The following is a 17502-nucleotide window of genomic DNA, read 5'->3' as shown; positions in this document are numbered from 1 at the left end:
CGAAACCGCGCTGTGCGTCCGGCAGGGCCTCGTCGGCAACTGACAATTTCGCATTCTGATCGACCCGACGCAAACTGACCCCCCTTTTCCGGGCCGTCAGACGCGCGGCCACTGAGCAAACGCGTCCACATCCGCCGGGGGTTCCCCCACGTTCTCTACCAGGCGCGATAGCCGGCGGCGACCGCTGATCCGCAGTGCCGGACGAGACCCTCTGGTGCCGATGAGTGTCGGAGCTATCCCCACCCGCATCATGGCCGACGCCAGTGGCGAATGCGTGTCGGGCGCGTGCGGGTCCAGGCCAAGGAGGTAGCGATCGGCCTCCGGGGTACCCGCGGCCAGCGTCCAGGCCCGCAATTGTCGCGGACCCGGCAGCCACTGCGGCGGGACGGTCTTGACGGCGCCGCGTGTCCATTCGGTGGCGATACCGACCAGGCGCGCGTCGACAGCCGTGCGGACCAGCGGATTGTTCTCGTCGGTGCGGGATATCTCGGGCTCAAGGCCGGCCTCGACGATCATCTCGGCGAGCGCCTGCGCCCGCCACATCTGGTCCACCACCACCGAGAGCCGCGCCCCGGCCTGTGCGCCCGAACCCACCAGCACCACCTGTCCCGGTGCGGCAAGCAACCCGGTCAGGTCGGCCACCGCAGGCGGCACCGACTCGGCCGAGAAGAAGGACAGCTGGCTCACGCGTTCGACATTAAGCCAGGGACCGCCCGGCCGAGGTGCCGCCGGGCCGGGCACCCCCCAAACGAAAACACCCCCGCGATGCTCGTTGTCGGAGCTGTGCGGGGGGTTTCCTCTAGGTGCGTCGGTTAGACGGCGCGAACGCCTGTGGCCTGCGGGCCCTTGGGGCTCTGGCCAACCTCGAACTCGACCTTCTGGTTCTCCTCAAGGGTGCGGAAGCCGCTTCCTTGAATCTCCGTGTAGTGGACGAACACATCGGCAGAACCGTCCTCGGGCGCGATGAACCCGAAACCCTTTTCCGCGTTGAACCACTTCACAGTTCCCTGTGGCATCTTTCGTACTTTCCTTCTCTTCATACCGGGTGCGGTCCACCGTTTCGGTACACCGGGCCCGTTCCGACCGCCATACCTTCGTGGAGTGCTCGGAACTCGACCCGACCTACAACCCTCGCAGGAACCGCGATCGCAACGTCGATCCTGCGAGTGCGAATACACGAACACAGAAGCTGCGACCGCGATCAGTCAATCACGTTCTGGGCTGCGGCGACAGTGGAGACGCAATCGATTGGTGAACAATTCACATACGAAGGGGCTCAGGAAGGGCCAGGAAAGGTTCGGTATGGCAGATTTCGGCCGCGAACTGCTCGCTAGCGCGGTCGACGGCGCCCGTAGTGGAGGGCACGATCCGTTGCGTCATGTCGCCGACCTGCCGCCGCGCCAGGGCCGACGCCAAGGCTGGCCGGAGTGGGCCGATCCAGAAGTGGTGCAGGCGTTCGTTGATCGCGGCATCGAGGCGCCGTGGTCACATCAGCTCGCAGCGGCCAACCTCGCCAACGCCGGGCGTCATGTGGTACTCAGCACCGGGACCGCGTCGGGCAAGTCGCTGGCATACCAGTTGCCGATTTTGACGGCGCTGAAAGCTGATTCACGCGCCCGCGTGCTCTATCTGTCGCCCACCAAGGCGCTCGGCCACGACCAGTTGCGCACCGCGGTGGCGCTGACCGAAGCCGTACCCGGGCTCCGTGACGTCGCGCCGAGCGCGTATGACGGTGACAGCCTTACCGAGGTGCGACGCTTCGCCAGGGAACGGTCGCGCTGGATTTTCTCCAATCCCGACATGATTCACCTGTCACTGCTGCGCAACCATGCCCGCTGGGCGGTGTTCCTCCGTAACCTGCGATACCTCGTCGTCGATGAATGCCATTACTACCGTGGTGTTTTCGGGTCAAACGTGGCGATGGTGCTGCGTCGGCTGTTGCGGTTGGCCACCCGCTATTCGGGCGCCGGATCGGAATCCTCCGGACCCACGGTGATCTTCGCCAGTGCCACCACGGCGTCACCCGCCGGCACCGCGTCGGAACTGATCGGGCAGACCGTCACTGAGGTCACCGAGGACGGTTCACCGCAGGGCGCACGCACGGTCGCGTTGTGGGAGCCGGCCTTGCTGGACGACCTCGTCGGAGAAAACGGTGCCCCGGTTCGGCGTTCGGCGGGCGCGGATGCCGCGCGGGTGATGGGCGATCTGATCGCCGAGGGCGCTCGCACGCTGACATTCGTGCGTTCGCGCCGCGGTGCCGAACTGACGGCGCTGGGCGCGCGCGCCCGGTTGGAGGAACTCGCACCGGATCTCGCCGACCGTGTCGCGTCATATCGGGCGGGTTATCTCGCCGAGGACCGGCGCGCGCTGGAACGCGCACTCGCCGACGGCGAATTGCGCGGGCTGGCGACGACCAACGCCTTGGAACTCGGGGTGGACATCGCTGGCCTCGATGCCGTCGTACTGGCTGGCTTTCCCGGCACGGTGACGTCCTTCTGGCAGCAGGCAGGCCGTGCCGGCCGCCGGGGCCAAAGCGCGTTGATCGTGTTGATCGCCCGCGACGACCCGCTCGACACGTACCTCGTCCATCACCCCGCGGCCCTGCTGGACAAGCCGATCGAACGCGTCGTCATCGATCCGTCCAATCCGTATGTCCTTGGCCCGCAGTTGCTCTGCGCCGCGACCGAGCTTCCGCTCACCGAGGCGGAGGTGCGGATGTGGAACGCCGAGGCGGTCGCGGCGTCGCTCGTCGACGACGGCCTGCTGCGCAGGCGTCCCACCGGTTACTTCGCGACACCGGGTGTGGATCCGCATCCGGCAGTGGACATCCGCGGCTCGTCGGGTGGTCAGATCGCGATCCTGGAGGCGGAGACGGGGCGACTGTTGGGCACCGCGGGCGCGGGCCAGGCACCGGCCTCGGTCCATCCGGGGGCCGTCTATCTGCATCAGGGTGAGAGCTACGTCGTCGACTCACTCGACTTCGAGGACGGCGTCGCGTTCGTGCACGCCGAGGATCCGGGGTACACCACATCCGCCCGGGAGTTGACCGACATCGTGGTCACCGGCGAGGGGATACGAAAGACCTACGGGCCGGTGACCGTTGGGCTCGTGCCGGTATCGGTGACCAACACCGTCATCGGCTATCTGCGGCGGGAGTTGAGCGGCGAGGTCATCGACTTCGTCGAACTCGAGATGCCGACGCGCACCCTCGACACCTCGGCGGTGATGTGCACCATCACCCCTGAAGCTCTGCAGGACAACGGGATTGATCCGTTACGGGTGCCGGGTTCGCTTCATGCGGCCGAACACGCGGCGATCGGATTGCTGCCGCTGGTCGCCAGCTGCGACCGAGGCGACATCGGCGGAGTGTCCACGGCGGTGGGCCCCGTCGACGGCCTGCCGACGATCTTCGTCTATGACGGCTATCCCGGCGGCGCCGGCTTCGCCGACCGCGGCTTCGAAAAGATCGACGTCTGGTGGGGAGCGACGGCGGCGGCGATCGAGGCGTGCGAGTGCCCCGCCGGGTGCCCGTCCTGTGTGCAGTCACCCAAGTGCGGCAACGGAAACGATCCCCTTGACAAAGAGGGTGCGATCAGGTTGCTGCGACTGGTTCTGAAAGAGCTCGGAGGCACCACGCCATGACGCCGCCGCAAGGGGCGACCGACCCCTCGTACGGTCGCCCCCGCGGCTCCGCGGACCCTGCCAGTCAGACCGAAATCGCTGGTACCGCGGTTGCGACGAACGGTCGGACAACTCGATCCGTTCCCTATCCCGGTATAGCTGGGTGCAGTCGCAAACTACCTTGTCAGGGCTGGCACCGCAACTTTGGTGAGTTAACTGACGCCCGCGAAAAATCTTGTGACGCACCGTACACATGGCAAACGACCACTGATTCCGTATGCAAATGCTGGCTGCGGAGGGCCGCAGACCCCGCCCTAAAATGCCCCTCATGAACCACGACTGGCTGCTCGTGGAGACATTGGGCAGCGAACCTGCCGTGGTCGCACAGGGGCGCCTAACGAAGAATCTGGTCCCCGTCAGCGCGTTTCTGAGGCGAAATCCGCATCTGATGGCGATTCAGACCGCGATCGGCGAGACCGTGCGCGCGGGCCAAGGCCTGAGCAGCATCACGCCCAAGAACGACCGCGTGATCCGCACCGAGGTGATCCAGATGTCGGATGGCCGGATTCACGGTGTGCACGTGTGGATCGGCCCGCCCGATATGGAGCCGCCGGAGCGCCCGATTCCCGGGCCGCTCATCTGGGACCTGACCAACGGCACCGCGACCGACACCAAGGAGTCGTTGTTCAACAGCGGATGGGCCCCGGACAGTCAGGTGACGCACGGCAGAGCGTTCGCCGAGGATCTGCCTAAGCGTGAGCTCAATCCGAGCGAGGCCGAAGTCCTGTCGATGACGATCAAGCGCGAGCCCGGCCACACGCTCTGCAATTCGTGGGACGTGAGGGACTATCGCGGCGAACCGATCACGATCGGCTTCGTGGCCAGAGTGCTCGCCGAGGAAGCGGACGACGGAAGCCAGCGACTGGTCCTTCGGGCGATGAACTGGCGCGGGGAGTCTGAGGGCGGCGCTGACCGACGCGACGTTCTGGCCCAGCGGATCCTGAAGGGCTTGGCACAGCCGGGCGCGCACCGCGCGCTCGTCGACCCGACCAACTGGACGCTGCTGAAGTGGCTCGATGACCCCGCCCCATTCTTCAACTGGCGCGCCAGCCTGGCCGGTGAACATCTGGTGCATCCGTCAGACCGGCACGAATTGGCAAGAATGGCAGAGGAATTCGAGAAGGGTCGCACCTCGGGCACCTTACGGTTGGTCGCCAACGACGGCGGGTGGACGCCCGTGCACGTGACGATCAACCGCGTCGAGCTCGACGACGACGTGTCCGCGGGACTGGCCACACTCCGTCCGGCCGAGAGCTAGCCGCACTATTCGACCGGGCCGGCGCGGGCTACGGCTCGGGCCGTACCGACACCAAACCGGCCGAGTGCGACGGCGACCTCAACGGCGACAACGGCATCGAGTCCCACCACGGTGCAGTCCGCGACCCTGGTGCTCATCGCCTCGGCCAACTCTTTGGCGTGTGCGCATGCAGTGCCCGCACCCTGCGCGAGCCGTCCAGCCGCGGCCAGTGCGGCGAGATCGGCCGCGGCCTGGGCGCGGTGCCGCGCCGTCACCGCCGCGCCGAGGTACACGCACGCGACGGTGACCGCCACCAGCACCGCCATCATCGCGACGGCGACCGGAGTCGCCGCACCGTCATCCGCCCACACCGGGCTCCAACGCGGCGACAGCTCGTCCCGCGAGGGTGACGCCCGGCAGGAACGCCGACCGCGCCGAGACGGTGGCGACGATGTGTTCGCCGTCGCGGCGCAGCTGAATCGCCGCTCCGTCCGGCGCGATGGCTTGGGCCGCCGCCGATCCGTCGTCACCTCGGGCTGCCAATCGCGCCGCTTCCCTGGCTGCGTCGACACACCGGATGTACGTCGACACCGCGATGAGGCTCGACATGCACACCAGCAGGACGACGACCAGACCCGCGATGCCGATCGCCGCCTCGACCGTCGCACCGCCCTCGTCACCTAGACGTTGGTGTTCAGTGCGCGATTGATGATGTTGGTCAGTGCGCTGACGATCGAGTCGCCCGTCACCACGGTGTAGAGAATGGCGCCGAACGCCGCCGCCGCAATAGTGCCGATTGCGTATTCGACCGTGGACATGCCGCTCTCGTCCACGATCAACAGGCTCAGCTTCGCCTGCGATGTACGAATCCAGTTGCTTTTCAATCGATTTCCTCCCCATCATTTTCACAACACACCGGAACCCAGCACATCGGTGGCCAGGCCCGCGACGACCGGCACGATGCCGAGGCACACGAACGCGGGCAGATAGCACAGCCCCAGCGGCCCCGCGATCAGGACGCCGGCCCGTTCTGCCGCGGCGCGGGCGGAGTCGGCGGCATCGTCGTGGACCTGGCCGGCCAACTCGGCGACGCCCTGCGCGAGAGCGGCACCCGATGCCGCCGAGCGACGCGCCAACCGCAGCAGCGCTTCGGCGTGGTCGTCGGTGTTCTTGGCCGGATCCGTCCATGCCGAGGCCGGTTCGGCGCCGAGCGCGAGCATGTCGGAGGCCCGAGTCAAGATCCGGGCCAGGTGCGGTGGTGCGGACGGCGCCGTGGCGGCCGCGGCCGTCGACACCGCCATTCCCGAACGCAGGCATGCGGCCAACACCTCAAGAGTCGACGCCGTGGCCAGCGCATCGGGGGCCACCGGAACGGCCGGCCGTATCGATGTCCGCGGCCCGAAACCGGCCAACGCACGTGCACGCGCTCTTGCTCCGGCCGGGGCGAGAAGCACCGCAACAGCCATCAGGATTGCGGCGCAGATCATCTCAACACCTGACTGGTGATCCGGTCGCACCACAGCAGGCCGACACAGGCCAGTGCCACCCCGATGACCAACAACCATCCACCGAATCCGTCGGAGAGCAGGAAGCTCAGCGGGTCGGCGCCGATCAGCTGGCCGAGTCCGACGCCGACTACGGGAAGCCCCGCCAGCACCGCTGCGGTGGCGCGTGCTCCGGCCATCCCGGCGTCGACGCGGGCGGCGAATCGTTCCCGCTCGAGGAGATCCCGCTGTGCGGTTTGCATCAGGGTGCCGATGGCGAGGCCGTGGTGCTGTGCGAGCTGCCAACCGGCCGCGAGCCTTTCCCACTGCCCTGGCAGCGACGAGCGGTGCGCGACGCTGCGAAGGCCCACCGCGACGTCAGCGCCCAGACGCGCTCGCGCCGCGATGGTCCGCAGTGCCGTGGCGACGACACCGCCGACGTCCACGGCGGCGGCGCCGAGTGCGGCGACGGGGTGAGCTCCGACGCGCAGTTCCCCGACGAGAGTGTCCAGCGCGCCCTGCAGCGCGACGGCTTCGGCGGCGCGGGCTCGGCGCCGCCGTCGGGTCCGTCGGCGAATCCCGACTGTCGCGCCGGTTATCGCCGTCGCGACGACGAGCCCCACCGATGTGACCGAGGCCAACAGGAAAGCCAGCGCCACCACTAGAACACCCGCCGGAACCAGTGCCGCGCGGCGCGCGGTGACGCTCGGCGGCGTCGACGAGACAGGTCCACGCGCTCGAAGGCGGTGCCGGGACGGACGCGGCGCCGCCAGCAGCGCGAGCGCCAGTGCCAGTGCCGCCCCAGTCATGTCGACCGCCGTTCATGCACCAGCTTGCGGAGATGTTCGGCGCCGCGATCGAACCCGGTCCCGAGACGCCAGGCGGTCTCTGCGCGCACTCGACCATCGGCGGCCGGGAGTAGCACCGCAATCTCGTTCAGGCGTCGCGCGCCGACGTGGTCGCGTGTGACGTGCACGAGAACCTGAACGGCGGCCGCGAGCTGACTGTGCAGCGCACCGCGGTCCAGCCCGCCGATCGCCGCGAGGGCTTCGAGACGGGCAGGCACCTCGGTCGGACGGTTGGCGTGCACGGTCCCCGCCCCGCCGTCATGGCCCGTGTTGAGCGCTGCGAGCAGGTCGACGACCTCGGCGCCGCGGACCTCGCCGACCACGATCCGGTCCGGCCGCATCCGCAGCGCCTGCCTGACCAGGTCCCGAACCGTCACTTCACCGACGCCCTCGACGTTGGCGCACCGCGCGACCAGGTTCACCAGATGCGGGTGCGCCGGTTCCAGTTCGGCGGCGTCCTCCACGCAGACGATGCGTTCGTGCGGGGGAACCGCACCGAGTAGCGCAGCCAGCAGGGTGGTCTTTCCTGCACCGGTACCGCCCGAGATCAGAAAGGCAAGGCGCGCGGCAATGATGTCGTCGAGCAGCGCCGCGGCCGACGGGTCGATGGTGCCCGTCCCGATCAGGGCGGCGAGGTCCTGGGTGGCGGGCCGCAACACCCGTAGCGACAGGCATGTGCCTGCGGGGGCGATCGGCGGCAGCACGGCGTGCAGCCGGACGGTGCACTGCCCGCTTGCCAGTCCGGTCAGCTGCCCGTCGACCCAGGGTTGCGCCTCGTCGAGACGGCGGCCGGCCGCCAGCGCCAGCCGTTGCGCCAGGCGCCGGACGGCATCGTCGTCGGCGAACCGGATCGATGTCCGGCGCAGCCCGGCGCCGTCGTCGACCCATACCGCGTCGGGAGCGGTGACCAGAACGTCGGTGGTCCCATCCGCGCGCAGCAGCGGGTCAAGGACACCGGCCCCGGTGAGTTCGGTCTGCAACACCCGCAGGCCGCTGAGCACCTCGGCGTCCCCCAACAGCCCGCCGGATTCCGCGCGGATCGCCGCGGCGACCGCCGTCGGTCGGAGCGGTGCCGATTCGGCGGCCAAGCGCTCACGGACACGCTCGATCAGCGATGCGCTCATGCCGCGCCTGCCGCCGGATGCTGCTGCAGGACCGCCATCACCCGACGGGCGGCGGTCGCAAGTGGGGACCTGCGCGACAGTTGCAGACCACCCCGGTCCAGCGCCGCTGCGATACCCGGCTGCGGTCGCATCGCGGCAAGGAGCGGAAGCCCCACGATCGCCGCGACGTCGCGTGACCTCAACCCACCTGGTGCCGGCCCTCGGACGACGACGCCCACGTTCGGATTGACGGTCGACACCCACCGCGCGACCCCCTCGGTCGCAGCGCAGGAGCGCACGTCCGCAGGCGTCACGACGATGACGAGATCCGCCGATTCGAGAGCAGTCTCGGTCGCCGGGGTCGCGGCCCTTGGCACGTCGCATACGACCGTCGCACCGCCGCGACTGCCGGCATCGATCACGGCACCCAACGGCGCCGCTTCGATACCCCCGTCGCCCCGCCCACCCGAGAGCACGGAGACGCCCCGGTGCCGCGGCAGGGAGTCACGCAGCGCCGCGTAGTGCAGCCGTCCGCCCTGCAGCGTCAGATCGTGCCAGCGGAGCCCTGGGTCGGCCTCAATACCCAGCAGCAGATCGATGCCACCGCTCCACGGGTCGGCGTCGATGAGTAAGGCGTCAGTCGCGTCGGACGCCTTCTGGGCCAGCGCCGCCGCGAACACCGAAGCGCCCGCCCCGCCTCGTCCGGCGAGAACCGCGACCACCGGACCCCGGCGACCGTCGCTCAGAGCGTCTTCGGCCGCCTCCGACAGCTCCGCCATCAACTCGCCTTCGTGGGCCGGCAGGACGAGGACGTGTTGTGCGCCGACCGCGATGGCTGCCTGGAACTCGGCCGAGCCGGGCTGCGCCTGAGTCAGCAGGATGACTCGTCCGCGTCGCGGCAAGCCCCTGCGCGCACAGCGGTGGGCCGCCTCGCGATCGAGCAGCACGGCGCCCGCCCCCGTCCACGCACTGCGGCCGGACGGCTCGCTGGCGTGCACAACCTGGACGCCCGCCGCGGCGCTGATGCGATCGACATCGTCACGCAGGTCGGGGTCGCCGATAAGGGCGAGAATTCCGGCGGTGGCTCCCATGCGCCCACCATGCGGTGCCGCGCCGACACCGCGCCATCGTCACCGCGCGGTCTGTGGATGAACTCGAATGTGGGGATGGATGAGTGGTGCGCATCGCGAAAATCACATTCCGCAACTACCGCGCGCCCCATCACCTATCCGAAAGGCGAATCGTTGTCGCGCACGCGTGCGGCGAGGAAAGGAAAGGACATATCCGACGGACGAAGAATGGTCCCGAAAAAAGGGACGACCCCCGCCAGGGGGGGAGGAGGCGGAGGTCGTCGTGTATCAGCCCCGGGGGGTCGGGCTGATGCACACCCGGCACAGGCCGAGTAACACTCACTATACACACGCGGCCACGGATGGGCGCAAGTCGTGCGTGTGATGCAAAGCACCGCCGGAGCAGGAAAAATGCAGCCACCGACACCTGTCGTGCACTGTCATTTCGTACACTCTCTCGCCTTGCCTCGGACCACCGCCCCTATGCTGGTTGCGTGGACGCACCGCACCCCGGGGCAGCAGATTCCAGTGCTCGGCAAACAATGGCTTCGCCCCCTGGCCCGGTCCGCACCGCCGCCTTCTTCGATCTTGATAAAACGGTCATCGCCAAATCGAGCACCCTTGCTTTCAGCAAACCTTTCTTCGATCAAGGGCTAATCACTCGGCGCACTGTCTTGAAGTCCGCCTACGCGCAATTCCTCTTCCTCATGTCGGGTGCGGATCACGATCAGATGGACCGGATGCGCTCGTACCTGACCAACATGTGCACCGGGTGGGACGTCGAACAGGTGAAGTCGATCGTCGGCGAGACGCTGCACGACATCGTCAACCCACTGGTCTTCGCCGAGGCCGCCGAACTCATCGCCGACCACAAGCTGTGCGGCCGCGATGTGGTTGTGGTTTCCGCCTCTGGTGAGGAGATTGTCGCTCCGATCGCCCGTGCGCTCGGCGCCACTCACGCGATGGCCACCCGGATGGTCGTCGAGGATGGCAAGTACACCGGAGAGATCGCCTTCTACTGCTACGGGGAGGGCAAGGCGGAGGCTATCCGCGAACTCGCCGCCCGTGAGGGATATGCACTCGAGCACTGCTATGCGTACTCCGATTCGATCACCGACATACCCATGCTCGAGGTGGTCGGGCATCCGACCGTGGTAAACCCGGATCGTGCGTTGCGCAAAGAAGCCGCGGCCCGCGGCTGGCCGGTACTGACGTTCTCACGGCCGGTGTCTTTGCGCGATCGCATCCCGGCGCCCTCCGGGGCGGCGATGGCTACGACAGCCGCGGTCGGCGTGAGTGCCCTGGCTGCAGGTGCGTTGACCTACTCGTTGTTACGTCGCTTCGCCTTCTGAGTCGTAGGCGTAACGATCTGGAGTCGCAGCGGATTTGCCCCTTGATGTGACCGCGGTCACGGAGTACAAAGGAGGCACGGAAGCTTGGTTAGGCCAAGACCGAGCCGGAAGAGAAGGCTCGGATCTCCCGAACCAGGCTCCCCAGCACGGATCCCGGCACCCACGCGGAGCACATGCCGCGGAATAGGCAAAAGTGTTGCGGGCCTGCGTAGTTGCGATAGCGGACGGCCACGACGGCCCCTTGGGTGGGGTTGCAGTTGAAGCGCATCGACAAGACGCCGAGGCCACCCACGCAACCCACCGGAGCACGCATGGTAACCGGTATCCGTGCTAGCGGGCGGCGAGCCGAATTAGTTCGGAACGTCGCCCGCTTTACTTTGCTGGACGCTCTCCCCCACGCTGCCCGCGGCGATCGCGAGCGCCTCTCGCGCGCCGGCGCGCAGCCCCTGGCAAGTCATCAGCAACCAGGCGGTGAGGCCGTCGGGCGTCCCGGACGCGAAGCCCCGCGCGGCGGCCCGGTAGTCGCCTGACTGGCGCATCCAATACACCTCAGGAACGCCGAGGCCGTGCGGATCCAGCCCGCTGGCGATCGTGACCAGCCGCCCGACCGCCCGCGCCACCACTCCGTCGGCGCTGCCGAAGGGGGCCAGCGTCAGGAGTTCCCCGTGCACGACGGCGGCGAGCACCGGCGCGGGGACCCGGGTGCCACCGGTCACGATGTCAGCCAGTAATTCCAGGCGACGGCCGACGTCGGGATCCGTACGCGGCCTGCCGAGGTGATCGTCGTCTGCGATATCGGCCGCCGCCAACGCGTGCAGCTTCGCGATGGCTTGCAATGGGGCGCGTTGCCAGACGCCGACCAGAGACGTCGCACCGCCCTCGAGCGCTTCCGATACCCGCAGGGCACCGGCGAGGATGGGGTCCGGGCCCTCCTCGGACAACTGCAGCGAACCGCCGTCCAAGACCGAGGACGCCCGCGCCGCCCGCAATGCGGCCTCGGCGGCGTTCGCCGGCCATCCCCGTAAGTTGGCGCGGTGCCGGTGCGCGCGTCCCAGCGCCTCGCCGACCTCCGCGCTCGCATCGGCCACTCCAGGCAGCTCGGCCAGCGGGGCCAACGGGTCGACGGCAGTCACGGCAGCCCACGCTAGCCGACCGCTGGACCCGTCAGCCATGACGTTCGGCGCGCCCGATGCGCCGCCCGCGGAGCTCCCTGTGACTTGATGCCCTGATCATCAACATCGGTGACTACGCTCACAGACATGACGAGCACCACGACGCAGCACACCGACGTTCCGTCCGTCTATCCCCCCTCCGAGGAATTCGCGGCGCAAGCCAACGCGACCGAGGAGTTGTACGCCGAAGCTGAGGCCGATCGGCTGGCGTTCTGGGCGAAGCAGGCCGAACGGCTGTCCTGGGACACGCCGTTCTCGGAGGTGTTGGACTGGTCGCAGGCCCCGTTCGCCAAGTGGTTCGTCGGCGGCAAGATCAACGTCGCATACAACTGTGTGGACCGCCATGTCGAGGCAGGCAACGGCGACCGGGTGGCGATCCACTGGCAGGGCGAACCGGTCGACGACGTCCGTGACATCACCTACGCGCAACTGCAGGCCGACGTGTGCAAGGCGGCCAATGCACTGACCGAGCTGGGTCTGGTGGCCGGGGACCGCGTCGCGATCTACATGCCGATGATCCCCGAGGCCATCGTGTCGATGCTGGCGTGTGCACGCCTGGGCATCATGCACTCAGTCGTCTTCGCGGGTTTCTCCTCCACCGCGCTGGCGGCCCGCATCGAGGACGCCGAGGCCAAGTTGGTCATCACCAGCGACGGGCAGTTCCGTCGCGGCCAGGCCGTATCGCTGAAGGAATCGGTGGACCAGGCCTGCAAGGGCCAGGACTCCGTCGAACACGTTCTGGTCGTCCGCCGGACCGGGATCGACACCCCGTGGACCGAGGGTCGCGACCTGTGGTGGCACGACACCGTCGAACCGGCGTCACCCGAGCACACGCCCGAGGCGTTCGATTCAGAGCACCCGCTGTTTCTCCTCTACACGTCGGGGACCACCGGCAAGCCCAAGGGCATCATGCACACCTCCGGCGGATACCTGACCCAGGCGTCGTACACGCACCATTACGTCTTCGACATCAAGCCCGAGAGCGATGTCTTCTGGTGCACCGCCGACATCGGCTGGGTCACCGGCCACACCTACATCGTCTACGGGCCGCTGTCGAACGGTGCGACGCAGGTGGTCTACGAAGGCACGCCGAACTCGCCGAACGAGCACCGTCATTTCGAGATCATCGAGAAATTCGGCGTCACCATCTATTACACGGCGCCGACGCTGGTGCGCATGTTCATGAAGTGGGGCCGCGAGTACCCCGACGCCCATGATCTGTCCAGCCTGCGCCTGCTGGGTTCGGTCGGCGAGCCGATCAACCCGGAGGCGTGGCGGTGGTATCGGGATGCCTTCGGCGGCAACCGAGTTCCGATCGTCGACACGTGGTGGCAGACCGAGACCGGGGCCATCATGATCTCGCCGCTGCCCGGTGTCACCGCGGCCAAGCCCGGCTCGGCGATGAAGCCGCTGCCCGGCATCTCAGCCAAGATCGTCGACGAGGAGGGCCAGGAGCTGGTCCCCGGCGCCGATGAGGCCGAGCATGTGACGGGTTATCTCGTCCTCGACCAGCCGTGGCCGGCAATGCTGCGCGGCATCTGGGGCGATCCCGAGCGCTACAAGGAGACCTACTGGTCGCGCTACGGCGAGCAGGGCTGGTACTTCGCCGGCGACGGGGCGCGGGTCGACTCCGACGGTTCGATCTGGCTGCTGGGCCGCATCGACGACGTGATGAACGTGTCGGGACACCGGATCTCGACCACCGAGGTCGAGTCGGCGCTGGTCGGCCACTCCCATGTCGCCGAGGCGGCCGTCGTCGGTGCGTCCGACGAAACCACCGGCCAGGGCATCTGCGCGTTCGTGATCCTGGAGTCGCACGCCAAGGACAGCGGCGCCGAGATGGTCGAGGAGCTACGCGAGCAGGTAGCCAAGGAGATCGGAAAGATCGCCAGGCCGCGCGAGATCCACGTCGTGCCCGAGCTGCCGAAGACCCGCAGCGGCAAGATCATGCGGCGGCTGCTGCGCGATGTCGCCGAGGGCCGCGAACTCGGGGATACGTCAACCCTGGTGGACCCCAGCGTGTTCGAGGCGATCCGGGCCAGCAAGTAGTCAGGCGGCCGGGGCGGCGCCGATCGGGACGAAGCCCGACCCCGGCCGGTTCTTGGCGACGATATCGGCCAGCTGCGTGTTGAACGATATGTTCACCGCGGGCGTGTGCAGCGGAATGTACTTGATGATGCACGTGGGCAGTTTTTCTGAGAACGCCCCGTGGATCATGCCCACCAGCCGGTTGTTGACGGTCACCGGCGCGCCGGAGTCACCCGGCTGACCGCACACCTGGTTGATGAAGGTGCCGGGTTCCTCGCCGGGACCCCACGTGACACCACAGGAGTAACCTGTGGTGCGGCCCAATTTGCACGCGATATCGCCCGGGACGGGGTCGGGACCGAGTCCGTCGATCTGGAATCCGTCGATGTTGTTGACGGGCCGCACCTTCTGCGGGTCGAACTGAATGACCGCGTAATCGAGGGCGTCGTTACCCGCGACCATCGTGCCGAGCACCCCGGCGTTCTCCGCCCGCTCGGCAGCCACCTTCGCGCCTGGGCCGCCGCAGTGCGCCGACGTGAACCCGACCAGATTTCCGCGATTGTCGTAGCCGATGGTGGTCAGCGTGCACAACGTCTCACCGTTGACGACCAGACCCGAGCCACCGCCCAGCGTGACGGGCTCCTGAGCGTGCGCGGTCGCGGACGTCGGCAACAGCACCGCGAACAAGGCCGCGATGATCACTGGAATCCGCAGGCAGCGGCCGCTGCTCCTCAACCGGAAAACCTCCTCGACAGGCCCCGACCTGCGTTGCATTCGACCTTGTCAGTCTAACGTCGGCCGGAATCGTTTCGCGGCACGCCACATGGCAACATGAACCGCAGACCGATCAATGCGGGAGGAAATGTCAGTGAGTGATCGCAGGAATGGCGTGCCGACCACCGTGACCTCGATACCACTGGTCGACCCGCATGCGCCCAAGCCCGACCCGTCCATCGGCGATCTCGTCAAGGACGCCACCGCGCAGGTGTCCACGCTGGTCCGCGCCGAGGTGGAACTGGCCAAGGCCGAAATCACGCGTGACGTCAAGAAGGGCCTCACCGGCAGCGTCTACTTCATCCTCGCGCTGGTGGTGCTGTTCTACTCCACGTTCTTCTTCTTCTTCTTCGCCGCCGAACTGCTCGACACCTGGCTCTGGCGGTGGGCGGCGTTCCTGATCGTGTTCGGGGTCATGGTCGTGGTGACGGCGATCTTCGCGCTGCTCGGCTACCTCAAGGTGCGCCGGATCAGGGGTCCGCAGAAGACGATCGAATCGGTCAGGGAACTGCCCGAGGCGCTGACCCCCGGCCACGAAAAGGCGGTGGCCGTCGAGTCAACCGACGGCGCCAAGCCGGCGTCGACCTCTGACCCCTCAGGCTGGTAATGCCGCCAGACCCGTCGGTCGTTCGCATCGACGGTCCGTGGCGCCATCTCGAGGTGCACGCCAACGGGATTCGATTTCACGTGGTGGAAGCCGACCACCAGGAGTCCCGGGACGCTGCCATCCCGATGACGCAGCGACCGCTGGTCATCCTGCTGCATGGATTCGGTTCGTTCTGGTGGTCGTGGCGCCACCAACTGCGGGGGTTGGCCGGAGCTCGCGTGGTGGCCGTCGACCTGCGCGGCTACGGCGGCAGCGACAAACCGCCCCGCGGTTACGACGGCTGGACCCTGGCCGGCGACACCGCCGGGCTGGTACGCGCGCTCGGCCACAAGACCGCGACGCTGGTGGGACACGCCGATGGCGGACTGGTCTGTTGGGCGACGGCAGTGCTGCATCCGCGGGCGGTGCAAGCGATCGCCCTCGTCAGCTCCCCGCATCCGAACGCGCTGCGTGCCTCTGCGCTGACCAGACGTGACCAGGGCCGGGCGCTGCTGCCGTGGATGCTGCGCTACCAGGTACCGATGTGGCCAGAACGTGCGTTGACGCGCCACGGCGGTGCCGAGCTGGAGCGATTGGTTCGCAGTCGGGCGAGCGCGAAATGGATGGCCTCCGAAGACTTCTCCGAGACGATCGCGCATATGCGCCGCGCGGTCCAGATTCCGTCGGCGGCGCACTCGGCACTCGAATACCAGCGCTGGGCGGTCCGTAGCCAATTCCGCGGCGAGGGTCGTCGGTTCATGCGCTCGATGCGACGTCCGATCAACGTTCCCGTGCTGCACCTGCGTGGCGACGCCGACCCGTACGTCCTTGCCGACCCGGTCATCCGCACGCAGCACTATGCTCCGCACGGGCGCTACGTATCCATCGGCGGCGCAGGGCATTTCGCACATGAGGAAGCGCCCGAGGCGGTCAACGCCCAGCTACAGCGGTTCCTCACACAGGTGTACGGCGCGTGACTAGGTGACGCAGGCGCCCGTCGCCACACGTTCGGTGTTGCCCAGCTTCTCGAGCTGACGCGCTACCTCATCCCCGGTCAGCACGAAACCGGTGTCGGCATCGTCGACCGCCGCGCCGAACACCACACCGAGGACCTGGCCGTCGCGGTTGATCATCGGCCCGCCTGAATTGCCTTGTCGCACACTGCCTCTGATGGTGTACACCTGACGCGTCACGGTGGTGCTGCGGTAGATGTCGGGGCCGTTGAGTTCGATGGTCTCCCGGATGCGAGCCGGGGTGGCGGCGAAATCGCCGCCACCGGGATACCCCATCACCACGGCGTCGGTGCCGGTCGGTGCGTCGCCCTGCGCGAACTGCAGCGGCGCGGCGTCGAGGCCCGGCACGTCGAGAATCGAGATGTCGGCCTGCGGGTCGTACGACACCACGTATGCGTCGTACGTCCTGCCGTCGACCTCGACGGTGGCGCTCTCGGCGCCGGCGACCACGTGCGCATTCGACATCACCCGGTTGGGCGCGACGACGAATCCGGTGCCCTCGAGCACTTTCTGGCACCCGGGCGCGACACCACGGATCTTCACCACGCTGGGTCGCGTCGCTGCGACGACGGGATCGGCGGCGAGCGCCGCATCGGGTGCGTCGACGGCCACGATCGGCGTGCGTCCGAACGGTTGCAAGACGTCGGGCAGGCCGGAGGTGTCCAGCAGCGCCGACAACCGTCGCGGCACGGACCTCAGCCACGGCGGTGCGACGTCGTCGACTTCCTTGAGCACGACCGACCCGCGCACGGCCGCGGCCAGGTTGGGCTGATCGGAGGTCTGCAGCGGATAGGTCAGCATCCACGCCGCGACCAGCACCGCGACGATCTGCAGCGCCACCCCGATCGTCGAATCCAGGGTGCGCATGCCGGGGCTGCGGATGGCGCCGCGCACCGCCCGGCCCAGCACCACGCCCGCGATCTCACCGACGACCACCAGGGCGAGGATCAGGAACAACGTCACGAACAGCTTGGTGCGGGGTCCTTCGATGTTGGCGACGACGTGGGGCGCGAGCAGCACACCGGCCACCGCACCCAGCACCACGCCGACGAAGGACAGCAGGGATCCCAGCGCACCCGAGCGCCAGCCCGAGATAGCGGCGATGAAGGCGACCGCGAGGACGGCGAGGTCGAGCCACTGGGACGATGTCATGG

The 17502-nt window shown here is 67.9% G+C and carries 18 protein-coding genes; 6 read left to right on the top strand and 12 right to left on the bottom strand.

The window, feature by feature from the left end; translation table 11 throughout:
• Positions 1-96: 96 nt before the first annotated feature.
• On the bottom strand, positions 97-687 hold the full coding sequence (locus tag G6N43_RS05385) for a hypothetical protein (protein ID WP_083155240.1): 591 nt from the start codon (positions 685-687) through the stop codon (positions 97-99).
• A gap of 125 nt (positions 688-812) precedes the next feature.
• A complete protein-coding gene (locus G6N43_RS05380) occupies positions 813-1016 on the bottom strand; it encodes a cold-shock protein (protein ID WP_006243848.1) in 204 nt (67 codons plus the stop codon).
• 286 nt (positions 1017-1302) lie between these two features.
• Here G6N43_RS05380 and G6N43_RS05375 point away from each other — a divergent pair, with 286 nt between their 5' ends.
• Positions 1303-3642, top strand: coding sequence for a DNA 3'-5' helicase SftH (locus G6N43_RS05375; RefSeq protein WP_083155244.1), 2340 nt, complete (start codon positions 1303-1305; stop codon positions 3640-3642).
• A gap of 307 nt (positions 3643-3949) precedes the next feature.
• On the top strand, positions 3950-4939 hold the full coding sequence (locus tag G6N43_RS05370; protein ID WP_083155247.1) for a PAS domain-containing protein: 990 nt from the start codon (positions 3950-3952) through the stop codon (positions 4937-4939).
• 5 nt (positions 4940-4944) lie between these two features.
• Here the strand turns inward: G6N43_RS05370 and G6N43_RS05365 are convergent, their stop codons facing one another.
• The 7 genes from G6N43_RS05365 to ssd all read right to left on the bottom strand — a co-directional run bounded on the left by G6N43_RS05365 (position 4945) and on the right by ssd (position 9444).
• On the bottom strand, positions 4945-5289 hold the full coding sequence (locus tag G6N43_RS05365; RefSeq protein WP_263991890.1) for an Rv3654c family TadE-like protein: 345 nt from the start codon (positions 5287-5289) through the stop codon (positions 4945-4947).
• Positions 5276-5527, bottom strand: a complete 252-nt coding sequence (locus G6N43_RS05360) for a TadE family type IV pilus minor pilin (RefSeq protein WP_234810186.1) — start codon at positions 5525-5527, stop codon at positions 5276-5278. Before G6N43_RS05360 ends, G6N43_RS05365 begins: the two co-directional genes overlap by 14 nt.
• 71 nt (positions 5528-5598) lie before the next feature.
• Complete coding sequence (locus tag G6N43_RS05355; RefSeq protein ID WP_083155251.1) at positions 5599-5802, bottom strand: DUF4244 domain-containing protein; 204 nt, start codon at positions 5800-5802, stop codon at positions 5599-5601.
• A 21-nt stretch (positions 5803-5823) separates the two neighbouring features.
• Positions 5824-6405 carry a type II secretion system F family protein gene (locus G6N43_RS05350; protein ID WP_083155254.1) on the bottom strand — a complete coding sequence of 194 codons (582 nt, stop codon included), beginning with the start codon at positions 6403-6405 and terminating at the stop codon, positions 5824-5826.
• Positions 6402-7211, bottom strand: a complete 810-nt coding sequence (locus G6N43_RS05345; RefSeq protein ID WP_083155257.1) for a type II secretion system F family protein — start codon at positions 7209-7211, stop codon at positions 6402-6404. Before G6N43_RS05345 ends, G6N43_RS05350 begins: the two co-directional genes overlap by 4 nt.
• The gene (locus tag G6N43_RS05340; protein WP_083155261.1) at positions 7208-8374 is read right to left on the bottom strand and encodes a TadA family conjugal transfer-associated ATPase; all 1167 of its coding nucleotides are present in this window, start codon (positions 8372-8374) and stop codon (positions 7208-7210) included. Before G6N43_RS05340 ends, G6N43_RS05345 begins: the two co-directional genes overlap by 4 nt.
• Positions 8371-9444 (bottom strand): septum site-determining protein Ssd, encoded by a 1074-nt coding sequence (ssd, locus tag G6N43_RS05335; RefSeq protein WP_083155265.1) that lies wholly within the window; start codon positions 9442-9444, stop codon positions 8371-8373. Before ssd ends, G6N43_RS05340 begins: the two co-directional genes overlap by 4 nt.
• 521 nt (positions 9445-9965) lie before the next feature.
• Here ssd and G6N43_RS05330 point away from each other — a divergent pair.
• The gene (locus tag G6N43_RS05330; protein WP_083155272.1) at positions 9966-10775 is read left to right on the top strand and encodes an HAD-IB family hydrolase; all 810 of its coding nucleotides are present in this window, start codon (positions 9966-9968) and stop codon (positions 10773-10775) included.
• A gap of 350 nt (positions 10776-11125) precedes the next feature.
• Here G6N43_RS05330 and G6N43_RS05325 read toward each other — a convergent pair whose 3' ends face one another.
• The gene (locus G6N43_RS05325; RefSeq protein ID WP_083155276.1) at positions 11126-11947 is read right to left on the bottom strand and encodes a Fic family protein; all 822 of its coding nucleotides are present in this window, start codon (positions 11945-11947) and stop codon (positions 11126-11128) included.
• 87 nt (positions 11948-12034) lie between these two features.
• On the opposite strand from G6N43_RS05325, the gene acs reads away from it, so the two are divergent.
• A complete protein-coding gene (gene acs, locus G6N43_RS05320) occupies positions 12035-13996 on the top strand; it encodes an acetate--CoA ligase (RefSeq protein WP_083155280.1) in 1962 nt (653 codons plus the stop codon).
• Here the strand turns inward: acs and G6N43_RS05315 are convergent, their stop codons facing one another.
• Positions 13997-14710 carry a S1 family peptidase gene (locus G6N43_RS05315; protein ID WP_083155419.1) on the bottom strand — a complete coding sequence of 238 codons (714 nt, stop codon included), beginning with the start codon at positions 14708-14710 and terminating at the stop codon, positions 13997-13999.
• Between the two features lie 127 nt (positions 14711-14837).
• Between G6N43_RS05315 and G6N43_RS05310 the strand changes: the two genes are divergently transcribed.
• Together G6N43_RS05310 and G6N43_RS05305 are read left to right on the top strand one after the other, a co-directional pair.
• Entirely contained in the window at positions 14838-15356 is a 519-nt protein-coding gene (locus G6N43_RS05310) for a phage holin family protein (RefSeq protein ID WP_083155285.1), read from the top strand.
• Entirely contained in the window at positions 15356-16312 is a 957-nt protein-coding gene (locus G6N43_RS05305; protein ID WP_083155290.1) for an alpha/beta fold hydrolase, read from the top strand. Before G6N43_RS05310 ends, G6N43_RS05305 begins: the two co-directional genes overlap by 1 nt.
• Here G6N43_RS05305 and marP read toward each other — a convergent pair whose 3' ends face one another.
• Entirely contained in the window at positions 16313-17500 is a 1188-nt protein-coding gene (gene marP, locus G6N43_RS05300; protein ID WP_083155295.1) for an acid resistance serine protease MarP, read from the bottom strand.
• Between the last annotated feature and the right edge of the window lie 2 nt (positions 17501-17502).

Origin of the sequence: Mycolicibacterium moriokaense (genome assembly GCF_010726085.1) — a bacterium.
Taxonomy (GTDB): Bacteria; Actinomycetota; Actinomycetes; order Mycobacteriales; family Mycobacteriaceae; genus Mycobacterium; species Mycobacterium moriokaense.
Note: the sequence above shows the minus strand (reverse complement) of the source record. Positions and strands in the feature narration are given on the sequence as shown.